Annotated in this window: 19 protein-coding genes; 9 read left to right on the top strand and 10 right to left on the bottom strand. The window is 43.5% G+C overall.

Annotated features, from left to right (window positions below):
• Window positions 1-253 precede the first annotated feature (253 nt).
• Window positions 254-1537, bottom strand: a complete 1284-nt coding sequence (locus tag J502_RS04875; protein WP_155757371.1) for a hypothetical protein — start codon at window positions 1535-1537, stop codon at window positions 254-256.
• 59 nt (window positions 1538-1596) lie between these two features.
• Here J502_RS04875 and serB point away from each other — a divergent pair, with 59 nt between their 5' ends.
• The 3 genes from serB (at window position 1597) to J502_RS04860 (ending at window position 4197) form a co-directional block, all read left to right on the top strand.
• Window positions 1597-2817: a phosphoserine phosphatase SerB gene (gene serB, locus J502_RS04870; protein WP_005017734.1), complete on the top strand. Its 1221-nt coding sequence runs from the start codon at window positions 1597-1599 to the stop codon at window positions 2815-2817.
• A 412-nt stretch (window positions 2818-3229) separates the two neighbouring features.
• Window positions 3230-3565: a ciprofloxacin tolerance protein AciT gene (gene aciT, locus J502_RS04865; RefSeq protein WP_005017736.1), complete on the top strand. Its 336-nt coding sequence runs from the start codon at window positions 3230-3232 to the stop codon at window positions 3563-3565.
• Between the two features lie 152 nt (window positions 3566-3717).
• Window positions 3718-4197: an SCP2 sterol-binding domain-containing protein gene (locus J502_RS04860; RefSeq protein WP_005017739.1), complete on the top strand. Its 480-nt coding sequence runs from the start codon at window positions 3718-3720 to the stop codon at window positions 4195-4197.
• Between the two features lie 51 nt (window positions 4198-4248).
• On the opposite strand, the gene dtd is transcribed toward J502_RS04860, so the two are convergent.
• On the bottom strand, window positions 4249-4689 hold the full coding sequence (gene dtd / locus J502_RS04855) for a D-aminoacyl-tRNA deacylase (protein WP_005017742.1): 441 nt from the start codon (window positions 4687-4689) through the stop codon (window positions 4249-4251).
• Between the two features lie 206 nt (window positions 4690-4895).
• Between dtd and J502_RS04850 the strand changes: the two genes are divergently transcribed.
• The 5 genes from J502_RS04850 to asd all read left to right on the top strand — a co-directional run bounded on the left by J502_RS04850 (window position 4896) and on the right by asd (window position 10229).
• Complete coding sequence (locus J502_RS04850; RefSeq protein WP_034683307.1) at window positions 4896-6416, top strand: catalase; 1521 nt, start codon at window positions 4896-4898, stop codon at window positions 6414-6416.
• A gap of 198 nt (window positions 6417-6614) precedes the next feature.
• A complete protein-coding gene (locus J502_RS04845) occupies window positions 6615-7040 on the top strand; it encodes an ankyrin repeat domain-containing protein (RefSeq protein WP_410113645.1) in 426 nt (141 codons plus the stop codon).
• 172 nt (window positions 7041-7212) lie between these two features.
• Entirely contained in the window at window positions 7213-8421 is a 1209-nt protein-coding gene (gene pncB, locus J502_RS04840) for a nicotinate phosphoribosyltransferase (protein ID WP_034683302.1), read from the top strand.
• A gap of 111 nt (window positions 8422-8532) precedes the next feature.
• Window positions 8533-9381: a sulfurtransferase gene (locus J502_RS04835; RefSeq protein WP_034683300.1), complete on the top strand. Its 849-nt coding sequence runs from the start codon at window positions 8533-8535 to the stop codon at window positions 9379-9381.
• Complete coding sequence (gene asd, locus J502_RS04830) at window positions 9378-10229, top strand: archaetidylserine decarboxylase (protein WP_005017748.1); 852 nt, start codon at window positions 9378-9380, stop codon at window positions 10227-10229. The genes J502_RS04835 and asd overlap by 4 nt, the downstream gene beginning before the upstream one ends.
• Before the next feature lie 46 nt (window positions 10230-10275).
• Here asd and phoR read toward each other — a convergent pair whose 3' ends face one another.
• From phoR to J502_RS04815, 3 genes are all read right to left on the bottom strand, one after another.
• Window positions 10276-11634 carry a phosphate regulon sensor histidine kinase PhoR gene (gene phoR / locus J502_RS04825; RefSeq protein WP_005017755.1) on the bottom strand — a complete coding sequence of 453 codons (1359 nt, stop codon included), beginning with the start codon at window positions 11632-11634 and terminating at the stop codon, window positions 10276-10278.
• A 9-nt stretch (window positions 11635-11643) separates the two neighbouring features.
• On the bottom strand, window positions 11644-12354 hold the full coding sequence (phoB, locus tag J502_RS04820; protein ID WP_005017756.1) for a phosphate regulon transcriptional regulator PhoB: 711 nt from the start codon (window positions 12352-12354) through the stop codon (window positions 11644-11646).
• A 238-nt stretch (window positions 12355-12592) separates the two neighbouring features.
• Complete coding sequence (locus J502_RS04815; protein ID WP_005017757.1) at window positions 12593-13270, bottom strand: TetR/AcrR family transcriptional regulator; 678 nt, start codon at window positions 13268-13270, stop codon at window positions 12593-12595.
• Window positions 13271-13468: 198 nt separating this feature from the next.
• Between J502_RS04815 and J502_RS04810 the strand changes: the two genes are divergently transcribed.
• A complete protein-coding gene (locus J502_RS04810; protein ID WP_005017759.1) occupies window positions 13469-14320 on the top strand; it encodes an SDR family NAD(P)-dependent oxidoreductase in 852 nt (283 codons plus the stop codon).
• A gap of 86 nt (window positions 14321-14406) precedes the next feature.
• Here J502_RS04810 and J502_RS04805 read toward each other — a convergent pair whose 3' ends face one another.
• The 5 genes from J502_RS04805 to J502_RS04785 form a co-directional block, all read right to left on the bottom strand.
• On the bottom strand, window positions 14407-15774 hold the full coding sequence (locus J502_RS04805; RefSeq protein WP_005017760.1) for an MATE family efflux transporter: 1368 nt from the start codon (window positions 15772-15774) through the stop codon (window positions 14407-14409).
• Between the two features lie 117 nt (window positions 15775-15891).
• Window positions 15892-17046 (bottom strand): methionine aminotransferase, encoded by a 1155-nt coding sequence (locus J502_RS04800; RefSeq protein ID WP_005017762.1) that lies wholly within the window; start codon window positions 17044-17046, stop codon window positions 15892-15894.
• 33 nt (window positions 17047-17079) lie between these two features.
• Window positions 17080-18381, bottom strand: a complete 1302-nt coding sequence (locus tag J502_RS04795; RefSeq protein WP_005017764.1) for a DUF445 domain-containing protein — start codon at window positions 18379-18381, stop codon at window positions 17080-17082.
• Window positions 18382-18413: 32 nt separating this feature from the next.
• Complete coding sequence (locus tag J502_RS04790; protein WP_005017767.1) at window positions 18414-18980, bottom strand: CC0125/CC1285 family lipoprotein; 567 nt, start codon at window positions 18978-18980, stop codon at window positions 18414-18416.
• A 52-nt stretch (window positions 18981-19032) separates the two neighbouring features.
• The gene (locus J502_RS04785) at window positions 19033-19572 is read right to left on the bottom strand and encodes a DUF924 family protein (RefSeq protein WP_005017768.1); all 540 of its coding nucleotides are present in this window, start codon (window positions 19570-19572) and stop codon (window positions 19033-19035) included.
• Window positions 19573-19666: the final 94 nt, after the last annotated feature.

The raw sequence follows: 19666 nt of genomic DNA, 5'->3' as shown, positions 1-19666 counted from the left end.
GACAATAAATTGCATTGATAAGCCATAGTCTAACGTGTTTTAACTATATTTGCCTATGCTTATAGTATGGATGTTCCGGTTCTCTGTTATACACACCCTAATAGCCCTTTGAAAAGAGTGAAGATTTTAAAACAGAGCTGAATATGCTTAATCTTTGCTCACCTGGAAGATTTTGGGCCAGTGTGCCAAGGGTTTTAGACTGAAATAAAAAAACCTGACCTATATACAGATCAGGTGTATGTTTTCAGAGAAACTAGACTTGTTCTGAACGTACTTTTTTACCCATCAGGATTTCAGTACGGATTTGCTGTGCAAGTTCAGCAGACTCAGTATTTAAACCATTGAGCATAAATGCATTTCGGGTAAGGACATTACTCGGATTTGGCATTGGCATCAGCTGGTAATTCTGGCTGATGTCTTTAAGCTGTTCATTATTGAGATATAAAGCAGTTTCCTTGGCGTTGAGCTGCTGGGCCAGACGTTCAGCAGCTTGCTGGGCGTTGAGCTGCATTGCCTCAACCGCGGTTGCAACCGCACTCCGTGTTTGCAGGGCAAAGCGTTTGTCTTCACGGTAACGTTTATACAGTACATCTGAGAGTAACTGGAATACCGTGCCTACCATAAGTAGACACTCAACTGCTGGTTTGGAGTCAGCAGAGACAGAAACGACTGCACCATTCTGGTTAAATTCCTGTCGAATTTCCAGATTGCTACTGCGTAGATGATAATGCTGTGCACACAGCTCAATACTTTTATTCAGAAAAATCTGACAAAGCTTAAAGTAAGGCACAGAAACGGACTGGTTTACGCTACTAAGCAACTGTTTTGGATCATAGAACTGAATATTTAATGCCACTCGCTGATCATTATCTGAAGTTGTTTCGGCAGTTCTGGCTTTAGGTAATGGCTGGGCTTTAGCCTGCTGCTGTACTTGGGCCACCATCAAGGCAGAATTATGTTTCTCTAGTTCAAGGGCCTGGGTCAACTGCTGAATTTCATGTTTCAAGCGTGACTCATTGTTGATCCGTGCCAGATATTCGCTACGGCTTGGACGCGCAACTGCCCGGTAAGCCAGCCATAACAGCATATGTATAAACAGTGATGCCAGAATTGCCAGCCATTGGGTCCGTAAAATTTCACCAATACTGGGTTTAATCAGACTGACTTCAATACTGCCCACTTTCTTTTCATTCTGCAGCGCATCACGCACAAATACTTCACCCTGACGGGTTTTAGCCATGCCACTTGATGCTAAAAGCTGGTTGTTGGCATCCAGAATGCGAATAGATGCCACACTCGGATTGGTCGCATAACGGTTGGCGACCAATGCCAGCGAAACCGGGTTGGGGGGGTCCAGCTCTGCCAGAGAGTCACTGACCAGTTGACTGGTCATCAGCTGGCCTTGGCTGGCCCGATTCTCATTGAGTTGATGGGTTGTTGCAAGAACCAGTAAAAAGGTATGCAATGCAAAACTTATTATCAGCAGGCTAGCAAATAGCCCTTGTCTAGGCGCATTCAACGTAAACTTCCAAGGCAATTATATTTGATTTCGATTATGATTCTTACAATAGTTGTAGCTCAGACCCGAGTCAATTCATGCGAGAAATCATTCTTATATCATTTTTAGGACCTGATCAACCCAACCAGTTTACGCGATTAATGCAGGTATTGTCCGTACATTCCTTGCAAATTCTGGATGTGGGGCAGGCCGTTATTCACAATCAGCTCACCTTAGGCATTGTAGTCGCGTCAAACGACCAGACTGCAACAGCTCTGGCAATGAAAGAGATTTTGATTTTAGCACATGATATTGGTTTAACTGTGCGCTTTAAACCAATCTCAAGCACAGAATACGAACAATGGGTAAATGAAGGTGGCCGAACCCGTTATATTGTCACGGCTTTAGCACCTGAACTGTCAGCTTCGCATTTACAAGCTGTTACGAATATTGTCTCAGGGCAAGGCTTTAATATCGAAACAGTCACCCGTCTATCGGGACGGCCTCATCTGAATCATGAACAGGTAGAACCTAAGCGTAGTTGCATACAGTTTGGCTTGAGCGGACAAATGCTTGATGCCGCAGCTATGCGAGCTGCCTGTCTAAGGCTCTCAACTGAGCTTAATGTTGACGTTGCTGTACAAGAAGATAATGCTTACCGGCGTAACCGACGCCTGGTCTGTTTTGATATGGATTCCACCTTGATTGAACAGGAAGTCATTGATGAATTGGCAATAGAAGCTGGTGTTGGTGCGCAGGTGGCTGAAATTACCGAGCGTGCCATGCAAGGTGAACTCGATTTCCAGCAGAGTTTCCGTGCACGGGTTGCTCTGCTTAAAGGGCTAGATGCCGAAGTTCTACCAAAAATCGCCGAACGACTGACAGTGACAGAGGGTGCAGAACGTCTGATTTCAACGTTAAAAGCTTTGGGTTATAAAACTGCTATTCTTTCGGGTGGTTTTCAGTATTTCGCAGAATATTTACAGGCCAAACTCGGGATTGACGAAGTACATGCCAATATACTTGATGTAGAAAATGGCCGTGTCACTGGTGAAGTGAAAGGACATATAGTCGACGGTGCCCGCAAAGCCTTCTTACTGCGTGAACTGGCAGAAAAAATGGGTATTTCCCTGGAACAGGCAATTGCTGTTGGAGATGGTGCTAATGACTTGCCTATGCTTTCAATCGCGGGCTTAGGGGTGGCTTTTCGTGCCAAACCTCTAGTACGGCAAAATGCTAATCAGGCAATTTCGAGTGTAGGCCTAGATGGTGTTCTTTATTTACTGGGTGTACACGATAAGGACTTGAATCGTGCCTGATGCATAAATACAGTTACAACTTGTGCGACTCAGGAGTCGCACTTTTTGTTGGTAAACTTCTGATAAACAGATAGTTAATAAAAAATAATCTTGGTTTGTATATGTGTAGATTAAACTAAAAAAATTATTTTTTGCTCAAAAAAGCAACATATTTTTTTGTAATGACGCGCCAAGATTGATACAGCTTGGGATAAGACATTTCTATATTTTTTTTTAATGTAATGACAAAAGAATGTTGCGACAAGGTATGTCGTGTAATCGGAATTCAGGGCTTTTTTTCTATAGAAAACTCTTCATAATGCCAACAAGTACAAAACAGGCTAAGCAGAATAATCAATTTTGCAGGGCATTTGGGGAATAACATGATGGTCTAAGAAAGGGCCTAACGACATCATTAATGACGGAGATTGGTATGTGGACAGCGAATTATGCAACCATCATGGGATTTGGTTTAATTGTTGCTGCACTTGTTGCTGTTTTCTTTTCGCCTTACCGTCGTTGGCTGAGTTTTATGCTTGCCGGTATGGTGTTCTGGGGACTACTGGAAATGGTACGTTTTGGTATTCAGTCAGTTTTTATTATTCCACTCACTTACAGTTATTTATGTGCACTCAGCCTGGCCATGCTGGCGATTACCATGCTCTTGCTGCGTGAAGACCACCGTGCACAAAAAGCCCTGGCTAAACGCCAGTATATTGAGCATACTCCAGTTTATGAAGACGACCAGCAACAGTGTTCAAGTCGCTAAAAATGAGCTGACTTAACAAAAAAGGTGTACCTGTCCGTACACCTTTTTTTACGTTTGATAATTTTTAATATACAAAGACTTTATTTAAAAATAAGCTTTTATGCTACGATCATAAGATTATTTTTTATAAGAATATAATAGGCGCGCATGTCATGAAACTGTCTTCAATTCCTGTTGTTCACTTGCCTCTGGTTGACCTGAGTACTGATCCTCTCGATTTACTCCTGATGGGATTAGCTCTACGTATGAAGCAATTGGCCCGTACCAGTCCAAAGTTTATTGAACTGACCCATGATCGCCAGTTCCGTATCCAGATTGGGACAGAACAGGGGATGGCACGTCAGTTTGTCATTAATCATGGGCACGTAGAAACTGTATCTGGTTCTGCTGAAAAAGCTGACTTTATTTTACAGTTTGCTGATAGTGAGCAGGGGGTGAAGACGCTGCTTAAAGGTGATCCAACTGCTTTTATGACAGGGATGCAAAATGGCAGTATTAAAATGGAAGGTGATTTTGGTTTACTGGTCTGGTTTAACCAGGTAGCAAAACTGCTTCCACCTAAACTGCCAAAGCCGGTTAAAGAAAAAATTAAAATGGCTCGCCAGTTTTTAAAGGAAAAAACGGGGAAATAATAAAACCCAGCCCTCTTAAAATAGAGGGCTTCTTTATATTTTTTTTTAAAATTACTCTATTTCAAGATTGAAGGTAACCGGCCCATCATTTACCAGATGGACTTTCATATCTGCTGCAAAAATACCGGTTTGTACATTCTCAAACTGAGACTTCGTGTAGGCAACCAGTTCTTCATAAAGTACTTTAGCTTCACTCGGTGGCATCGCTGGTCCAAAGTCCGGACGTAACCCTTTTTGGGTTTGAGCCATCAGGGTAAACTGGGAAACCAGTAAAATACCACCCCCTGCCTGACTGACATTCCAACCCATTTTTCCCTGCTCATCATCAAAAAACCGATATTTTAAAATTTTATCGATTAATTTCTTACCTGTATCCAGCGTGTCTTCTTTCCCTAATCCTAAAAATACCAGAATCCCATGACCAATTTCACCGGTAATTTTGCCTTCCACTATGACTTTGGCCTCAAGTACACGCTGTAATAATGCCCGCATCTCACTCTCTTTTTTGCTTACTTAAAGACTGGGTTAATAGTGTATCAAAACTCGCTTTCTAAACTTGAATATATATTTTATTAATATTATACAATAGCTTATTTTTAAATATTTGAATAACCGATTATATTTATTTTTATTATCATTTTTAACTATTTTAAAGACTCTAGTAAAGTGCCGCTGCAGAAAATTAAAGAGATGATGTTATGTTTAAGCGTTCATTACTGGTCACCATGCTGGGTGTTACCATGTCAGCAAGTTACGCAGCGCCTTTGACCAAAGACAATGGAGCACCTGTAGGGGATAACCAGAATTCAATCACTGCCGGCGAGAATGGCTCAACTTTGCTTCAGGATGTACAGCTGATTCAAAAATTGCAGCGTTTTGGTCGTGAGCGTATTCCTGAGCGTGTAGTACACGCACGTGGTACAGGAGCATATGGCGAGTTTATTGCGACAAAAGACTTATCGGACTTAACGGTTGCATCACTATTTAAAGCAGGAACCAAAACACCGGTTTTCTTGCGTTTCTCTACTGTAATCCATCCTAAAGGTTCACCAGAGACATTACGTGACCCGCACGGTTTTGGCCTGAAGTTTTATACTCAGGAAGGCAATTGGGACCTGGTCGGCAACAACCTGCCTGTATTTTTTATTCGCGATGCTATTAAATTTCCCGACTTTATTCATGCTATGAAGCCAAGCCCGGTGACAAATGTTCAGGATCCAAACCGTGTGTTTGACTTCCTGCAAAGTCAGCCTTGGGCTGTAAATATGCTGACCTACGTGTATTCTAACCTCGGTACTCCAGTCAGCTACCGCAACCTGGATGGCTTCGGTGTGCATGCTTTTAAACTGTACAATGCTAAAGGCGAGTATAAGTATGTGAAATTCAATTTCCGTACTCAACAGGGTGTTAAAGGTATGAACATGGAACAGACCCGTGAAATGCAAGGTAAGGACTTTAATCACCTGACCAATGACCTGTACAACAATATTTATGCCGGAAACTATCCAAAATGGGATTTATATATTCAGGTACTTGACCCGAAAGATCTGAACAAATTCGACTTTAATCCACTGGATGCTACTAAAATCTGGCCCACTCACCTGATTCCAGAAGTTAAAGTAGGGACTTTGACGCTAAACCGTATGCCGAAGAATTTCTTTAATGAAACTGAACAGTCGGCATTTGCACCCGGTAATCTGGTTCCAGGCATTGAGCCTTCTGAGGACCGTCTGCTACAGGGCCGTATCTTCTCTTATTCAGATACCCAGATGTACCGTTTAGGTGCAAACCATCAGCAGATTCCAGTAAACCGTCCTCTGGTCAAGGTCAATAACAATAACCAGGAAGGCTCCATGAATGTATCTGAACGTGATTCAGATGTGAACTATGAACCAAGCCGCAAGGAACCTAAACCTCCAACCACACATGCCAAAGCAGTCATGACACCACTTGAAGGAAGTGTATTACAGCAGGCAATCAAGAAAGAGCAACCATTCAAACAGGCCGGTGAACTCTATCGCTCCTATTCAGCGGTTGAAAAAAATGACCTGATCCGTAACTTGGCAGCTGATTTGGGTGCAGTAAAAGATACCGAAACCAAACACATCATGCTGTCCTACTTTTATAAGGCAGATGCAGATTATGGTACACGGCTGACCCAAGCGGTAAAAGGTAACCTAACTACTGTTAAGGCAAAAGCAGAGCAACTGCAAGACTAAGTCCGGTCAGTCCTTCAGTGAGGAAAGGTGAGTTAACTTAATCACCTTTACCTCATGTGGTGCACTAGTTTTAAAGTGGAGTGATTACAGCAATATGTTAGAGATATTTTATTATTTTGAAGACTAAGGGGAATCCTGATGAGTTTTTTAAAAAGCACTTTCCTGATTTCACTATTTTGCCTGAGCAGTACCGTCGTGATGGCCGAAGTAGCTGAGTCTCCTGTGCAAGACAGTAAGCTGTTAGCCCAGCAGGAACTGGTTGATCTTTTCTTTGCTGCTGCAAAAACAGGAAATAAAGAAGTAATTGATGAATTCCTAAAATATGGATTTCCGGTCGATAGCAGAAATCATGCAGGTTTTACTCCCTTGATGATAGCAACTTACTATGGTCAGCAAAATATTGTCAGCACATTATTGGCATCCGGGGCTGACCGCTGTGCCAGAGACAATAAAGGTAATACAGCCTTGATGGGTGCTATTTTTAAAATGGAATGGGCAATTGCCAGACAGCTGCGTAAGGTCGACTGTGATATGAATACACAGCAGCCCGGACAAAAAACTGTAGCAGAATTTGCTAAAGTGATTGGACAGGAACAGGCTCTTAAAGAGCTATTGAACGAATAATATATACTGGCTAAGTTTTTAAAATATAGATAAAAATTTAGCGGACTGTTTGCAGGTAGATTCTGAACAGTATAAGACCATAGTCTTGCTTTACGTATCTACATGAAAAACTTGGCTTATAGCTCATCAAAATATGTTTTAATTAAAAGATTAAAGCAAAAATTTTCTGCATATGTCTGCAATTATTCACTCCCTTCTTGATACTGACTTATATAAATTCACCATGCTACAGGTGGTATTACATAAGTTTCCGCAAACTGACAGCGTCTATCATTTTCGTTGCCGGAATCTGGAAGATACTGTATATCCTTTGTCAGATATCCTGGATGAACTCAATCAGCAACTAGATTATTTATGCCAGCTCACATTTAAAGAAGATGAGTTGCAGTATCTGCGTAATCTACGTTTTATCAAGAGTGATTTTGTCGACTATCTGGAACTGTTTCAGCTCAAGCGTCGTTTTATTAAAGCCAGTATAGATGCAGAAGGCCGACTGGATATCTGGATTGAAGGCCCAATGGTTCAGGCCATGATGTTTGAAATCTTTGTACTGGCACTGGTTAACGAACTATATTTTCGCCGTATTCGCAGTGAAGAAGTATTGGCTGAAGGTGAACGACGTTTGCAGGCCAAGCTGGAACTGATCAAGAGTTATGAGCGTGGACAGCAGCCAAATGATCCTCCTTTTCTGGTGTCAGACTTTGGTACACGCCGTCGCTACAGTTTTGAATGGCAAAAGCATGTAATTGAAGAGTTCCATAAGGCCAGTCCAAGTGTTTTCCGTGGTACCAGTAATGTCTTATTGGCAAAAGAGCTGGGTATTACTCCTATCGGTACAATGGCACATGAATTCTTGCAGGCCTTTCAGGCACTGGATGTACGGCTGCGCAATTTTCAGAAAGCTGCACTGGAAACCTGGGTACAGGAGTATCGTGGTGATCTGGGCATTGCCTTAACTGATGTTGTGGGTATGGATGCCTTCCTGCGTGATTTTGACCTGTATTTTGCCAAACTGTTTGATGGTCTGCGGCATGATAGCGGTGACCCTTATGAATGGGGTGACAAGGCCTATAAGCATTACCGCAAGCTAAAAATTGACAGCCGGACTAAAATGCTGACCTTTAGCGATGGCCTCAATCTAGAAAAAGCATGGAAACTTCATCAGTACTTTAAAGACCGCTTTCAGGTCAGTTTCGGTATTGGTACCAATTTGACTAATGATATGGGCCAAACACCCTTAAATATTGTCTTAAAACTGGTGGAATGCAATGGACAATCGGTTGCCAAAATTTCAGACAGTCCGGGTAAAACCATGACCGATAACGATACCTTTCTGGCCTATTTACGACAGGTTTTTGATATTCAGGAACCTGAAATTTAAGCCGGTTTACATAGCAGTTATTTTATAAAGGCCCTGTAAAAAACCGCAATGGCTTTAAATTAGACTATGCTAAAATTGGCTTCAGATAAAAAATAACCTGAAATAAATGTAATGATGACACCTGATTTTAACTTTGGTTTACTGATCGAAGCCGAGGAACTTTTGCCACAGCTGGGTCATCCGAAACTGCGTATTGTCGACTTGAGTCGAGAATCGGTTTATCAGCAACTGCATATTCCGCACGCTTTACATTTAAAACCTAAATTATTAGTGCGTCATGAAGAGCAAGCCTCTGGCCTGCTCCCAGATGAGCTGGGCCTGCAGGCATTAATTGAATATTTACAAATTTCTCCAGAACATCATGTAGTTGCTTATGATGATGAAGGCGGGGCATGGGCAGGACGCTTGCTCTGGAACCTGCATTGCTTAGGTTTTGAACAGACCAGTCTGCTAAATGGTGGTATTCATGGCTGGCTGGCTGCCGGTTTACCTACTTCATCTGAACAGGTGGTTATTAAAGCCGCTGATACACTGGTACAGGTTGACCTTGGCCAAATTGAGAAATATCGGGTAAAATATGATCTGCTTCGTCAAGTGATTAAAGAAGATAGCACCCAGCTATGGGATTGCCGAACCTTTGATGAGTATACTGGCCTGCGTCTTGCCGCCCGTCGTGGTGGACATATTCCAGGTGCTCGCCATTTTGAATGGAGTACTGCCCTTGACCGACAAAATCATCTAAAATTGCATCCGCTAGAACGTACCCGACAAAATCTGCAGAATGCAGGTTTTCAGCTGGACCAGCCTGTCGTGGTATATTGTCAATCGCATCATCGCTCTGGGCTGGCTTATATACTGGGCCGACTTCTCGACTGGGAAATACAGGCTTATGATGGTGCATGGAGTGAATGGGGCAATCGCCTCGACAGCCCTATTATTACCGGAGAGTTGCCGTTTTGAGCCTCACATCACGTCTGAAAAAAAATATCTTTATTCGGGCCCAGCGCCTGGTTCCCCAGCATCAGCTAAGCCGGGTAGTTGGTAAAATTGCTGCCAGTGAGAACCCGCTGGTACGTGCGGCAGTCATTCAGACTTTTAAAACCCGCTATGGCGTAGATATGTCAATTGCCGAGCAGGTTAATGCTTTAAAATATAAATCTTTTAACGAGTTTTTTACCCGTGCCCTACGCGAAGGTGTGCGTATGGTAGATGCTGATCCTAAGAGTATCGTTTCCCCAGCCGATGGCGCTATCTCACAGCTGGGTACGATCCATGACGGTGATATTTTTCAGGCGAAAGGACAAAGTTTTTCTGTCGAGAAACTCATCGGTGATCCACAACTGGCAGAGCCATTTAAACATGGCCAGTTTGCTACGGTTTATCTTTCTCCGCGGGATTATCATCGTGTCCATATGCCAATAACGGGTACATTAACTGAAACCCTGTATATTCCAGGTGAGCTGTTTTCAGTTAACCAGATTACTGCCGAGAATATTCCTGGCCTGTTTGCACGTAATGAGCGTATGGTCTGTCTGTTCGATACCGAACTGGGACGCATGGCGGTAGTCATGGTAGGTGCCATGATTGTGGCTGGAATTGAAACAGTGGTTACTGGAAAAGTAAAACCGTCCGGTCGTCTTGAGCTGAACCAGCATAACGTGGTACTGGAAAAGGGTGCCGAACTGGGACGTTTTTACTTGGGCTCAACTGCTGTAATTTTATTTGAACAGGATAAAATGGCTTGGGATGCGGAATTTAAGGCCAATTCTGTGGTGACTATGGGACAGAAACTGGGTCAGGCTCTTTAGAAGACCAATAATAAAAAATGCGCCTTGAGGCGCATTTTTTATAGATCTAGTTTAAATGATATAGGCGTTCTTTAGGGAAGACAGCTTTGAAGGTCGAGCCTTCATTTTCCTTTGATTCAATTTCCAGATAGGCATTGTGCTGCATGAGTACATGCTTGACGATCGCAAGGCCTAATCCGGTACCGCCGGTTTGCCGGCTGCGGGCACTATCCACCCGGTAGAAACGTTCAGTCAGTCTTGGTAGGTGCCGTGGGTCAATTCCGATGCCTGTATCCTGTACGGTAAAATAGCCATGTTCACCATCATCATGCCAGCCGATAGTAATCGTACCGCCCTTGGGCGTATATTTAATGGCATTGGTAATCAGGTTGCTAAAGGCGCTGGCCAGTTCCATATCTGAACCGATCAGGTCACAATGGCTGTCTATATCCAGATTAAGTGTATGGCCATAATCGACATTATAGGCCTGAGCATCATCAAAAAGCTGGTTCATTAGACCGGGCATTTCCACAATCTGGTTCTTAGCAATTTTCTTGTTATTTTCAAGACGTGATAACAGCAACAAGTCATTAACCAGAGAATTCATGCGCTTGGTTTGTGCCTGCATCTGGTCAAATGCCCGTTTCCAGCGTGGATTCAAATCTTCCTGATCGGTAAAAGTCTCAATGTAGCCACTTAATACAGTGAGCGGGGTACGTAATTCATGCGAAATATTGTCGACAAAATCTTTACGCATCTGTTCCAGGTTTTGCATGCGAGTAACATCATAAGCCACCAGCAAATGACTTTCGCCACCAAAACGGGTTAGCTTGATTTGCACATAGTGGTCTTCATGCACGGGCGACTTCATTTTGATGCCATCTGGCGCCTGATCAATATTTTGAAAATATTCAATAAAAATAGGCTGGCGTAATATCGTGAGCAGATTACGACCACGATCCAGGGGCTGTATACCAAGCAGTTTTTCAGTAGCCGGATTAAACCATTCTATCTGGTTCAGATCATCAATCAGCATTACTGCTTCAGACAGTGCGACTAATGAAGACTGCGCCCGGTCAATCAGTCCGACCATTTCTGCCTGCACGATGCGTTCCTGACGCTGGGCCCGGTATACATTAAACAGGAGTGCTCCCCAGATACCGTTTAAATTAGGTGGAGCATCATAAGGCCGGTTGGAAATCCATTCATTTACTAAATATAAGGACCGTAGTTGAAAGGCAAAAAACACGACAAAGCCAATGAAAATACAGCTCCAGAAATAGCCGATTCCGAAACCGATCAGACTGGCAACGAGCAGTAGAAAGACCAGCAGCCGTAAGTCCTGTTTAGCAAAAGTCCATAAACTGCTGTATCGGAATTTTTTGTAGTCCCGGGCCAGCTCAGGGACCGGATATGGTTCATACATAAAGTCAGTTTAACCTAGAGCGACATCAGCACGGGTCGAGAAGCGGTAACCGGTTCCACGTACAGTCTGTACAAAGCGGTCGGCACCATAAGGCTCAAGCACCTTGCGTAAACGTCGGATATGTACATCAATGGTACGATCTTCAATATATACATTTCCGCCCCAGACCTGGTCAAGTAACTGGGCACGGGTATAAGCACGCTCTGGATGAGTCATGAAGAACGCCAGTAATCGGTATTCGGTTGGCCCCATTTCCAGAATAGAATCACCAAAGCTCACACGCTGACTGACCGGATCTAATAGCAGGCCATTGGCATCAATTGTTTTCTCACCGCTCAAGGCATTGGCACGGCGCAGTACAGCTTTAATTCGGGAAACCAGTTCACGAGTTGAGAATGGCTTGGTCATGTAATCATCTGCACCGGCATCAAGGCCTTGTACTTTATGGTCTTCTTCGCCACGAGCAGTGAGCATAATTACCGGAATTTCAGAAAGATTTTCATCGCGCTTCAGACGGCGACACAGATCAACACCACTGATACCGCCTGGCATCATCCAGTCCAGAAGAATCAGGGCTGGGCGCTGATCAACAATCATCTGATGAGCCTGCTTGGCATCTTCAGCTTGCAGACATTGAAAACCTGCCATGTCCAGAGAGGTATGAATCATTTCACGGATCGGTAATTCATCATCTACAATTAAAATATAATCATCTTTCACAGCGCAATACCCTATTCGTTATTAACGGTGAACCGTTTTTATTTATGACAGGCTTATTACAAAGATAAATTATGACAGTATCATTGCAAAAATGGGGACAAAGTCTATTTTAGCAATTATTTGTGACAAATATTACATTCAAATAGCAGCTCTGCAAAAGTATGGTATTAATAATTCAGAAATTGTCAGAATATTAAATTAAGAAAGATAAGCGATCAGCTCACAATTTAAAGAAAGACTATTTCTCAAATTTTTCTAATAATGCCATAAATACCACTTGGGCTGCTGCCAGTATATCTTCAAGACTCTGTTTAAAACCGCCCATAACCCAGCGAATTGCCAGCTGTGTGACATAACCATTCAGGCCAGTCGCGATCAGTGAAACTTCATGCTGGCTACGGCTTAGATGCGGCATCATTAACATTACAAAAGCCTGAATCATTCGATCAAAACGCAGCATGGTTTCCTGAATGGTGGCCTGGTTATGCAATTCCTGAACCAGCATGGCATCCACATAAATGATACGTGCAACCCGTGGATCATCTTTTAACATGTTGAGTAAAGCCCGTAAGCCGGCTTCAATCATTTTATCAGGATTAGGCGAAGCCTGCATAATAGCCTGCATTACCCTTTGCTGTAGCTCTTCAATCAGCTGGAGAAAAATAGTCTGGAACAGCTGTTCACTTTTCTTGAAAGATTCATAAAAATAACGTTCAGTCAGTCCGGCTTCACGGCAAATATCTTTAACCGTAACTGAAAAAAAACCTTGAGTACCGTAAGCCTCAATTCCCGCTTCAATCAGCTTGGTGCGACGTGCCAGTTTACGTTCTGACAGAGATAATCCCTTGAACTGACGTTCCCTCAAACTGGTAGCTGTATCTGCCTGTGGCTCCTGAGCATATTCTGACTGACTCATCTTTACCTATTATTTATAGAATTTTATGGCAGCCATTTTAACAAGTTTTTTAAACGAAAGTGCTGGCAGATACTGCCGTTTATTTTTTATGCATTTTTAACTTTAAAGAAATATTGACAATATGAATTGTCAAAATTATATTGAAAAGGAAATTTGCTATCTATCTGCCACTGCAGAGAGAAAAATAAAGGAACATGCATGAAGAATTTTAAAAATAAAGTTGCTGCCATTACAGGTGCAGGCTCAGGGATTGGCCAACAGCTGGCAGTTTTGCTGGCTAAACAGGGCTGCCATTTGTCTTTAAGTGATGTTAATGCGCAAGGCCTACAAAAGACTGTCGAACTGTTAAAAGACAGTAATGTACGAGTCACGACCCAGATAGTGGATGTGGCAGATCGTGAAGCAGTAAAAGCATGGGCTGAAGAAACCGTCAGAAATCATGGGTCGGTAAATCTGATTTTTAATAATGCCGGCGTTGCTTTAGCTTCAACAGTCGAAGGTGCCAATTATGATGAGCTGGAATGGATTGTCGGAATTAATTTCTGGGGCGTAGTATATGGCACTAAAGAATTTCTACCTTATCTGAAAAAGAGTGGTGATGGGCATATTGTCAATATTTCCAGTTTATTTGGTCTGACAGCTCAGCCTACTCAGTCTGCCTATAATGCGACCAAATTTGCAGTGCGTGGTTTTACTGAATCGTTACGTCAGGAACTGGACCTGCAAAAATGTGGGGTAAGTGCCTTATGTGTGCATCCAGGCGGTATTCGTACCAATATTGCCAATGCTGCTAAAGTCAATCAAAGTCTTAAATCACTAGGCATGCATCCCGAAAAATCAGTCAGTTCATTTAACAAACTGCTCCGTATTCCACCAGAAGAGGCTGCTCGCCAAATTCTGGATGCGGTACTGAAAGACAAGCGCCGTCTATTGATTGGTAATGATGCAAAATTTCTGGATGCCTTGCAGCGCGTTATGCCGGCCAAATACCAATATATTACTGGTCTGCTGACTGGCATGAATAAAAAACCACGTAACCAGATCGTATAACTGTTTATTAATATACTAAATAAAAAAAGCCCAGATCCTATTATCGGTTCTGGGCTTTTTAATACCTAAAAAAAGAGAGTGTTATTTTAAATTAATACCTCTACAGTTTTTTTCTTCCATACGAACTGGTAATACAAACCTTGTAAAATACAGAGACTTACAAAAGCAAGTGCATAGGCATACCAGATTCCTTTAAGGCCCCAGATTTGACTAAACCAGTAAGCACATGGCAGTTCAATCGCTAAAATAGCAAAGATATTGATGAGCATCGGTACAGTTACGGTGCCACTGGCCCGCATGATGGAGGCGAAAATGGCACTGGCTCCAAAAAACAGAATAGACCACAGTACAATAAACAGTAACTGCTGACCCAGCTCGACTACTTCTGGATCGGTAATAAAAAGTGCCATCAGATACTTCGAGAAAAGATAGCCTAATATTACCAGAATGCCAGTGATGACAAAATTCATGCCGAGCGCAGTACGGCTCACCCGTGACAGTAAATCATTTTTACCCGCTCCAATCGCTTGGGCTGCAAAAATTGAAGCTGCGATACCTATAGAGAGTGCTGGGAACTGGATATAGTTTAAAACCTGGTTAACTGCACCATAAGCTGCTGTGGCATGGGCACCAAAACGGTTAACCAGCCCCACAATGACCAGGCCAGCTACAGAGGTGGTTACCATCTGGATGCCAGTAGGAATACCTAGCCTTAAAATAATTTTACTTAATTTTGGCTGATGACGGATATAACTGAACAGCTCCCGGTCTGGACGTAAAGGATGATGTTTTTTATTCAGATAAACTGCAAGAAAGCCCAGCACCGCAAGATAGCCCACAATAGTCGCAATAGCCGGTGCAATAATCCCCATTTTAGGTAAGCCGAAATAACCGGCGATCAGGATAGGGGTGATCATTAAGCCGATCAGGCTGGTCATACCCAATGCAATCAGTGGCGTTACACTGTCACCGACACCCCGTAAAATAGATGTATAAATAATATAAATAAATAGCAGGGGACTACCAGCTAGCATCCAGCGGACATAAGGAAGTGATAAATGCATCACAGCCGGGTCTGTACCCAGTGCAAGCAGAATATGCTCGGCAAATATAACCCCCAGTAACGCCACAATAATCCCGCCGATTAATGTCATAAATAAGGTAGAACCAACTACGCAGCGCACCTTCTGAATATTCTGAGCGCCCCAGGCCTGGCCCACCAGTACGGTGGCTCCTGCTGAAAGCCCAATCACAAATGCCATCAGGCAGAATAAAATTGGAAAAAACACGGAAACGGCAGCAATTGCCTCGACGCCCATCATCTGCCCAACAAAGATCGTATTAATTGTCCCGGACAGATTTTGCAGAATATTGGTTGCAATTAACGGTAAAAGAAAAACTAAAAAAGTTTTCCAGAGTTTCTGCTGCTGTATAGTAGTTTGATGTGGTGCCATAACAGTGCGTCGCACTCTCCCAGTTTTTAGTATTATCTTTAAAATAACCTTAACATAGGGCTGACCTGAAAAACGCTATGAATTAAGTAACTTCCTGCCAAATATAGTGGTATCTGTTTAGCAGCCGCGTAAAATTTCGCAAGCTTTATGCAATGTAGATTCCTGTTTAGCAAAGCAGAACCGGATCAAACGTAGTTCAGAGGGCGGTTTTTTATAAAAGGCAGAAACAGGAATAGCCACAATACCATGCTGTTCAGCCAAAAATTTACACATTTCCATAGCATTCAGTTCTGGGCAGATCTGGCTGTAGTCCAGATTCTGAAAATAAGTGCCTTGAGAAACTTCATACTGGAAGCGTGAACCTTTTAATCCCTCAATAAACAGGTCTCGCTTGGCCTGATAAAAACTGCCGAGCTGCTCAATATGTTCCGGATGCTGTTGCATATAGCTGGCCAAGGCTACCTGGCAGGGAGTATTCGCACAGAAATTTACAAACTGATAAACCTGACGAAACAGGCGCATGAGATGCGGTGAAGCTGCACAATAACCTGTTTTCCAACCTGTCACATGAAACGTTTTACCAAATGAACCAATCACGAAACTGCGCTCGGCCAGCTCAGGGAAACTGAGGGCACTTAAATGCGGACGGCCATCAAATACCAGATGCTCATACACCTCATCGCTGAGAATCACGATATTGGTGTCTTGCACCAGTTTAATCAACTGTTGCCAGTCTTCACGTGTCCAAACAGTAGCACTCGGATTATGTGGAGTATTGACGACTATCATTCGTGTTTTAGAGTTGACCTGTTGTTTTAAATGTTCCCAGTCAACCTTGAACTCTGGCGCTTGCAGGGCTATACGCTTACAGCTTCCTCCCATCATCTGTACACTGGGTACATAGCTGTCATAACTCGGATCAAAAATAATTACTTCATCACCCGGACGAATCATCGCTTGAATAGCGCAAAAAATAGCAATTGTAGCACCTGGTGTAATGGTAAGCTGAGCCCGTGGATCAATATTGATCTGGTCCCGTTTATAAAACTGGGCAGCCAGCTGTTCACGAAGTGTCAGTAAGCCATCACCCGGAGCATATTGATGATGGCCGTCACGACTGGCTTTAGATAATGCCTCGACCAGATCGGGAGGTGCTGGAAAATCTGGAAAACCCTGAGACAAGTTCAGTGCACTCAGGCGCTGTGCCATTTCTGTCATCACGCTGAATATGGTCACGTTCTGTGCGGCAAACTTAGACTCTACTTTAAACATATCGTCAACCTCCTTTTAAAATTTAACTCAAGCTTAAAAAGCAAAGTCCACCAGCGCGCGAATAATGCCGAGAGTCAGTCCGATAAAAGCGCCTACGACTACGCCGTTGACGCGGATCATGTGCAGGTCGCCACCCACTTCGTTCTCAATTTTGTCAATCATTTCCCGCGAATCCCATTCATGAATTCGCTCACTAATAAAATGAATCACCCGGTCACTGTACTGGTCACTAAAGCTAACAGCCAAACTACTCATCCGCTGATTCAGCAAGTGACGGACTTCTCTATTCTGCATCAGGTTCTCACCCACCTGCTGAATGGCAACTCTTAAATTCAGAGCAATTCCCGAATCCGGTTTTTCTAAATCGTCCTTGACAGCATTACACAATATAGCCACCGCGCCACTAATAAAGTTAAGTACTTGCGGACTGTTGAGCAGGGCATCCTTGGCACTGTTCAGACGTTGACTCGACAGGCTATTTTCATCTGTCAGTTCCAGCATAAGCTGGCTTGCATATTGTTCAATACTCTGCCGCCACGGATGCTCGGGATCAGCCAGCATGGACTCGACCCGGCCAAGCATTGAATCAACAGTCCGCTGCTGTACATCAATACCAATCCAGCTAGCGCCTCTTGCCAGTTTCCAGACACCGAGTTCCTTAAACAGCTTACGGGTCAGCTCACGTGTCTCTTCCGGATGGGACTTCATCCAGTCCTGAGCTAGATCCAGCCCACGCTGCAATACATCCTGGTGAAAATCATTTTCCAGTACAGCACGCAACATTTCACTGGCCAAAGTGTTGATCTGGGTATTACGTACCCACTGCACACTATTATTCTGGATAAAACGGCCAATTTGCTCCTGCCCGACAAATTCAAAAATTTTGGGTACAGTCTGTTGAATAATCTGTACCACTTGCAGATTGTTATCTGGCTGAGCCAGCCACCGTCCGGCTGCCATGGCCAGATCAGTATCTTGCAGACTGCGTTCTACCACTGATGGAGACAGGAAGTTTTCCTGTACAAAGCGGCCCATAGATACGGCAATCCGATCCTTGTTGCGTGGAATGATTTCTGTATGGTCTTTTAAAAATGCTGGAATAGGAATACGACCAAAAGGATTCCGGAACAGAACTGTAATCGCATACCAGTCAGCAAGCCCGCCCACTACTCCAGCTTCAGCAGCAAGCATCAGGATCTGGATTAGCCAGGCATACTCTGGCACGAACTTGGCCATGGCAATGAGTATGAGCCAGGCTACAACCGCCACAACTAGAGCGACTGTGGCATAACGTTTACTACGGTTCAGACTCGGAGAAGTCATAGGTTCAGCCATAAAATTTTATTTGTCCTTAATTTTTGTTTTTATCATTTGGTTGTGTTCTGGGCTGGTGCAGTCTGGGGTTGTAGGACCTGACCAGTTGGACTGACTCCATATTTCTGTCCAATAGATGACAGAATAAGACGTGCATCAAAGGCCTCCTGAGGCACATTTTTCTGCTCCTTGTAACATTCAATAGTATAGGAAACCTGAACCGGGTCAATATTTACCACTTGCGGCATATCATAAAACGGATCTGGCCAGAAGCCGGGATAGCGCCGGTAATAAGCGGAAGGATAATAGGGCCGGCTTGGATAGACGACTGCCTGACGGGGTGGCTGCTGGGTGCGGTTGCTCGGATCATCCAGTACTTTAAAGTAGCGAAAACCGTTTTCTACTGTGGTCTGTGCTGCTTTAACCAGGGTAATTTCTTCTGCAGTCCCATAACTGATATTGTCACGAGCCTGGTAACTGATACGATAGGTCTGCGCATTTAAAGCATAACTTGAGAATTGTCCCAACTGGTCAAATGTCAAAGGCTTGTGCGGGGTAGTAGCACAACCGCCAAGCAGCAGAGCTGTACCGAGAGCAAAACCTATAGATAAATTTTTCATCATACACCTCCTATCAGGAAGGACAGCACAATGGCTGGGGAGTGCAGGAAGGTTAAAAGCTGCTTCCTGGCTGATCTAGGAATTCCAGTTCTTCCGGAGTTGATTCACGGCCCAGAATTTTGTTGCGATGCGGATAACGCCCGAAACGTTCAATAATTTTCTTGTGACGTTTTTCATAATCCAGATTAACCGGATTACCCAGACGCTGAAAGAGCTTTAATGCAAATTCATGCATCATTTTTGATTCACTGTGCATGAATGGCATGTATAAAAAAGAACGTTGTTCAGGATTGAGCTGGGCATCCAGATTCAGGCTGATCGCTTCCTGGGCCAGAGCCAGAGCTAACCCGTCCTGTGCAAAAGCCAGCGGCTGGTCACGATAAAGGTTGCGGGAGAACTGATCCAGAACAATAATCTCGGCAAGGCGTCCATCGGCTGTTTTGCGCCATGACCAGAGCTCTGCCTGAACTGCTTGTGCATGAACTTTGCTAAAGTTCTGCCGTATTTTCTGATCAAAAGTATCACTTTTTGAAAACCATAGTGACTGGTGCTCAGGATTAAACCAGAAATCGAGGATCTCCTGATAATTCATAAGCTTTAATACCTATCAAGATTTATTTTTCAATAAAATCACAAATTTTCCGTGTCTTATACAGCAAGATTGTGATAAATATTTGCCGGGATAA

It is taken from the genome of Acinetobacter sp. 1294596 (assembly GCF_000582925.1).
In the GTDB taxonomy this organism is placed as follows: Bacteria; Pseudomonadota; Gammaproteobacteria; order Pseudomonadales; family Moraxellaceae; genus Acinetobacter; species Acinetobacter radioresistens.
The sequence above is the reverse complement of the archived record's forward strand: the minus strand, read 5'-3'. Positions and strand labels throughout refer to the sequence as shown.

What these genes read in the sequence shown, in the direction of transcription:
- pncB (WP_034683302.1), top strand. Translation starts at nt 7,213, where the DNA reads ATGTCTGCAATTATTCACTCCCTTCTTGATACTGACTTATATAAATTC.
- J502_RS04785 (WP_005017768.1), bottom strand. Translation starts at nt 19,572, where the DNA reads ATGAATTATCAGGAGATCCTCGATTTCTGGTTTAATCCTGAGCACCAG.
- J502_RS04790 (WP_005017767.1), bottom strand. Translation starts at nt 18,980, where the DNA reads ATGAAAAATTTATCTATAGGTTTTGCTCTCGGTACAGCTCTGCTGCTT.
- J502_RS04805 (WP_005017760.1), bottom strand. Translation starts at nt 15,774, where the DNA reads ATGGCACCACATCAAACTACTATACAGCAGCAGAAACTCTGGAAAACT.
- J502_RS04815 (WP_005017757.1), bottom strand. Translation starts at nt 13,270, where the DNA reads ATGAGTCAGTCAGAATATGCTCAGGAGCCACAGGCAGATACAGCTACC.
- aciT (WP_005017736.1), top strand. Translation starts at nt 3,230, where the DNA reads ATGTGGACAGCGAATTATGCAACCATCATGGGATTTGGTTTAATTGTT.
- J502_RS04810 (WP_005017759.1), top strand. Translation starts at nt 13,469, where the DNA reads ATGAAGAATTTTAAAAATAAAGTTGCTGCCATTACAGGTGCAGGCTCA.
- serB (WP_005017734.1), top strand. Translation starts at nt 1,597, where the DNA reads ATGCGAGAAATCATTCTTATATCATTTTTAGGACCTGATCAACCCAAC.
- dtd (WP_005017742.1), bottom strand. Translation starts at nt 4,689, where the DNA reads ATGCGGGCATTATTACAGCGTGTACTTGAGGCCAAAGTCATAGTGGAA.
- J502_RS04835 (WP_034683300.1), top strand. Translation starts at nt 8,533, where the DNA reads ATGATGACACCTGATTTTAACTTTGGTTTACTGATCGAAGCCGAGGAA.
- phoR (WP_005017755.1), bottom strand. Translation starts at nt 11,634, where the DNA reads ATGTATGAACCATATCCGGTCCCTGAGCTGGCCCGGGACTACAAAAAA.
- J502_RS04850 (WP_034683307.1), top strand. Translation starts at nt 4,896, where the DNA reads ATGTTTAAGCGTTCATTACTGGTCACCATGCTGGGTGTTACCATGTCA.
- J502_RS04795 (WP_005017764.1), bottom strand. Translation starts at nt 18,381, where the DNA reads ATGGCTGAACCTATGACTTCTCCGAGTCTGAACCGTAGTAAACGTTAT.
- J502_RS04860 (WP_005017739.1), top strand. Translation starts at nt 3,718, where the DNA reads ATGAAACTGTCTTCAATTCCTGTTGTTCACTTGCCTCTGGTTGACCTG.
- J502_RS04845 (WP_410113645.1), top strand. Translation starts at nt 6,615, where the DNA reads ATGGCCGAAGTAGCTGAGTCTCCTGTGCAAGACAGTAAGCTGTTAGCC.
- J502_RS04800 (WP_005017762.1), bottom strand. Translation starts at nt 17,046, where the DNA reads ATGTTTAAAGTAGAGTCTAAGTTTGCCGCACAGAACGTGACCATATTC.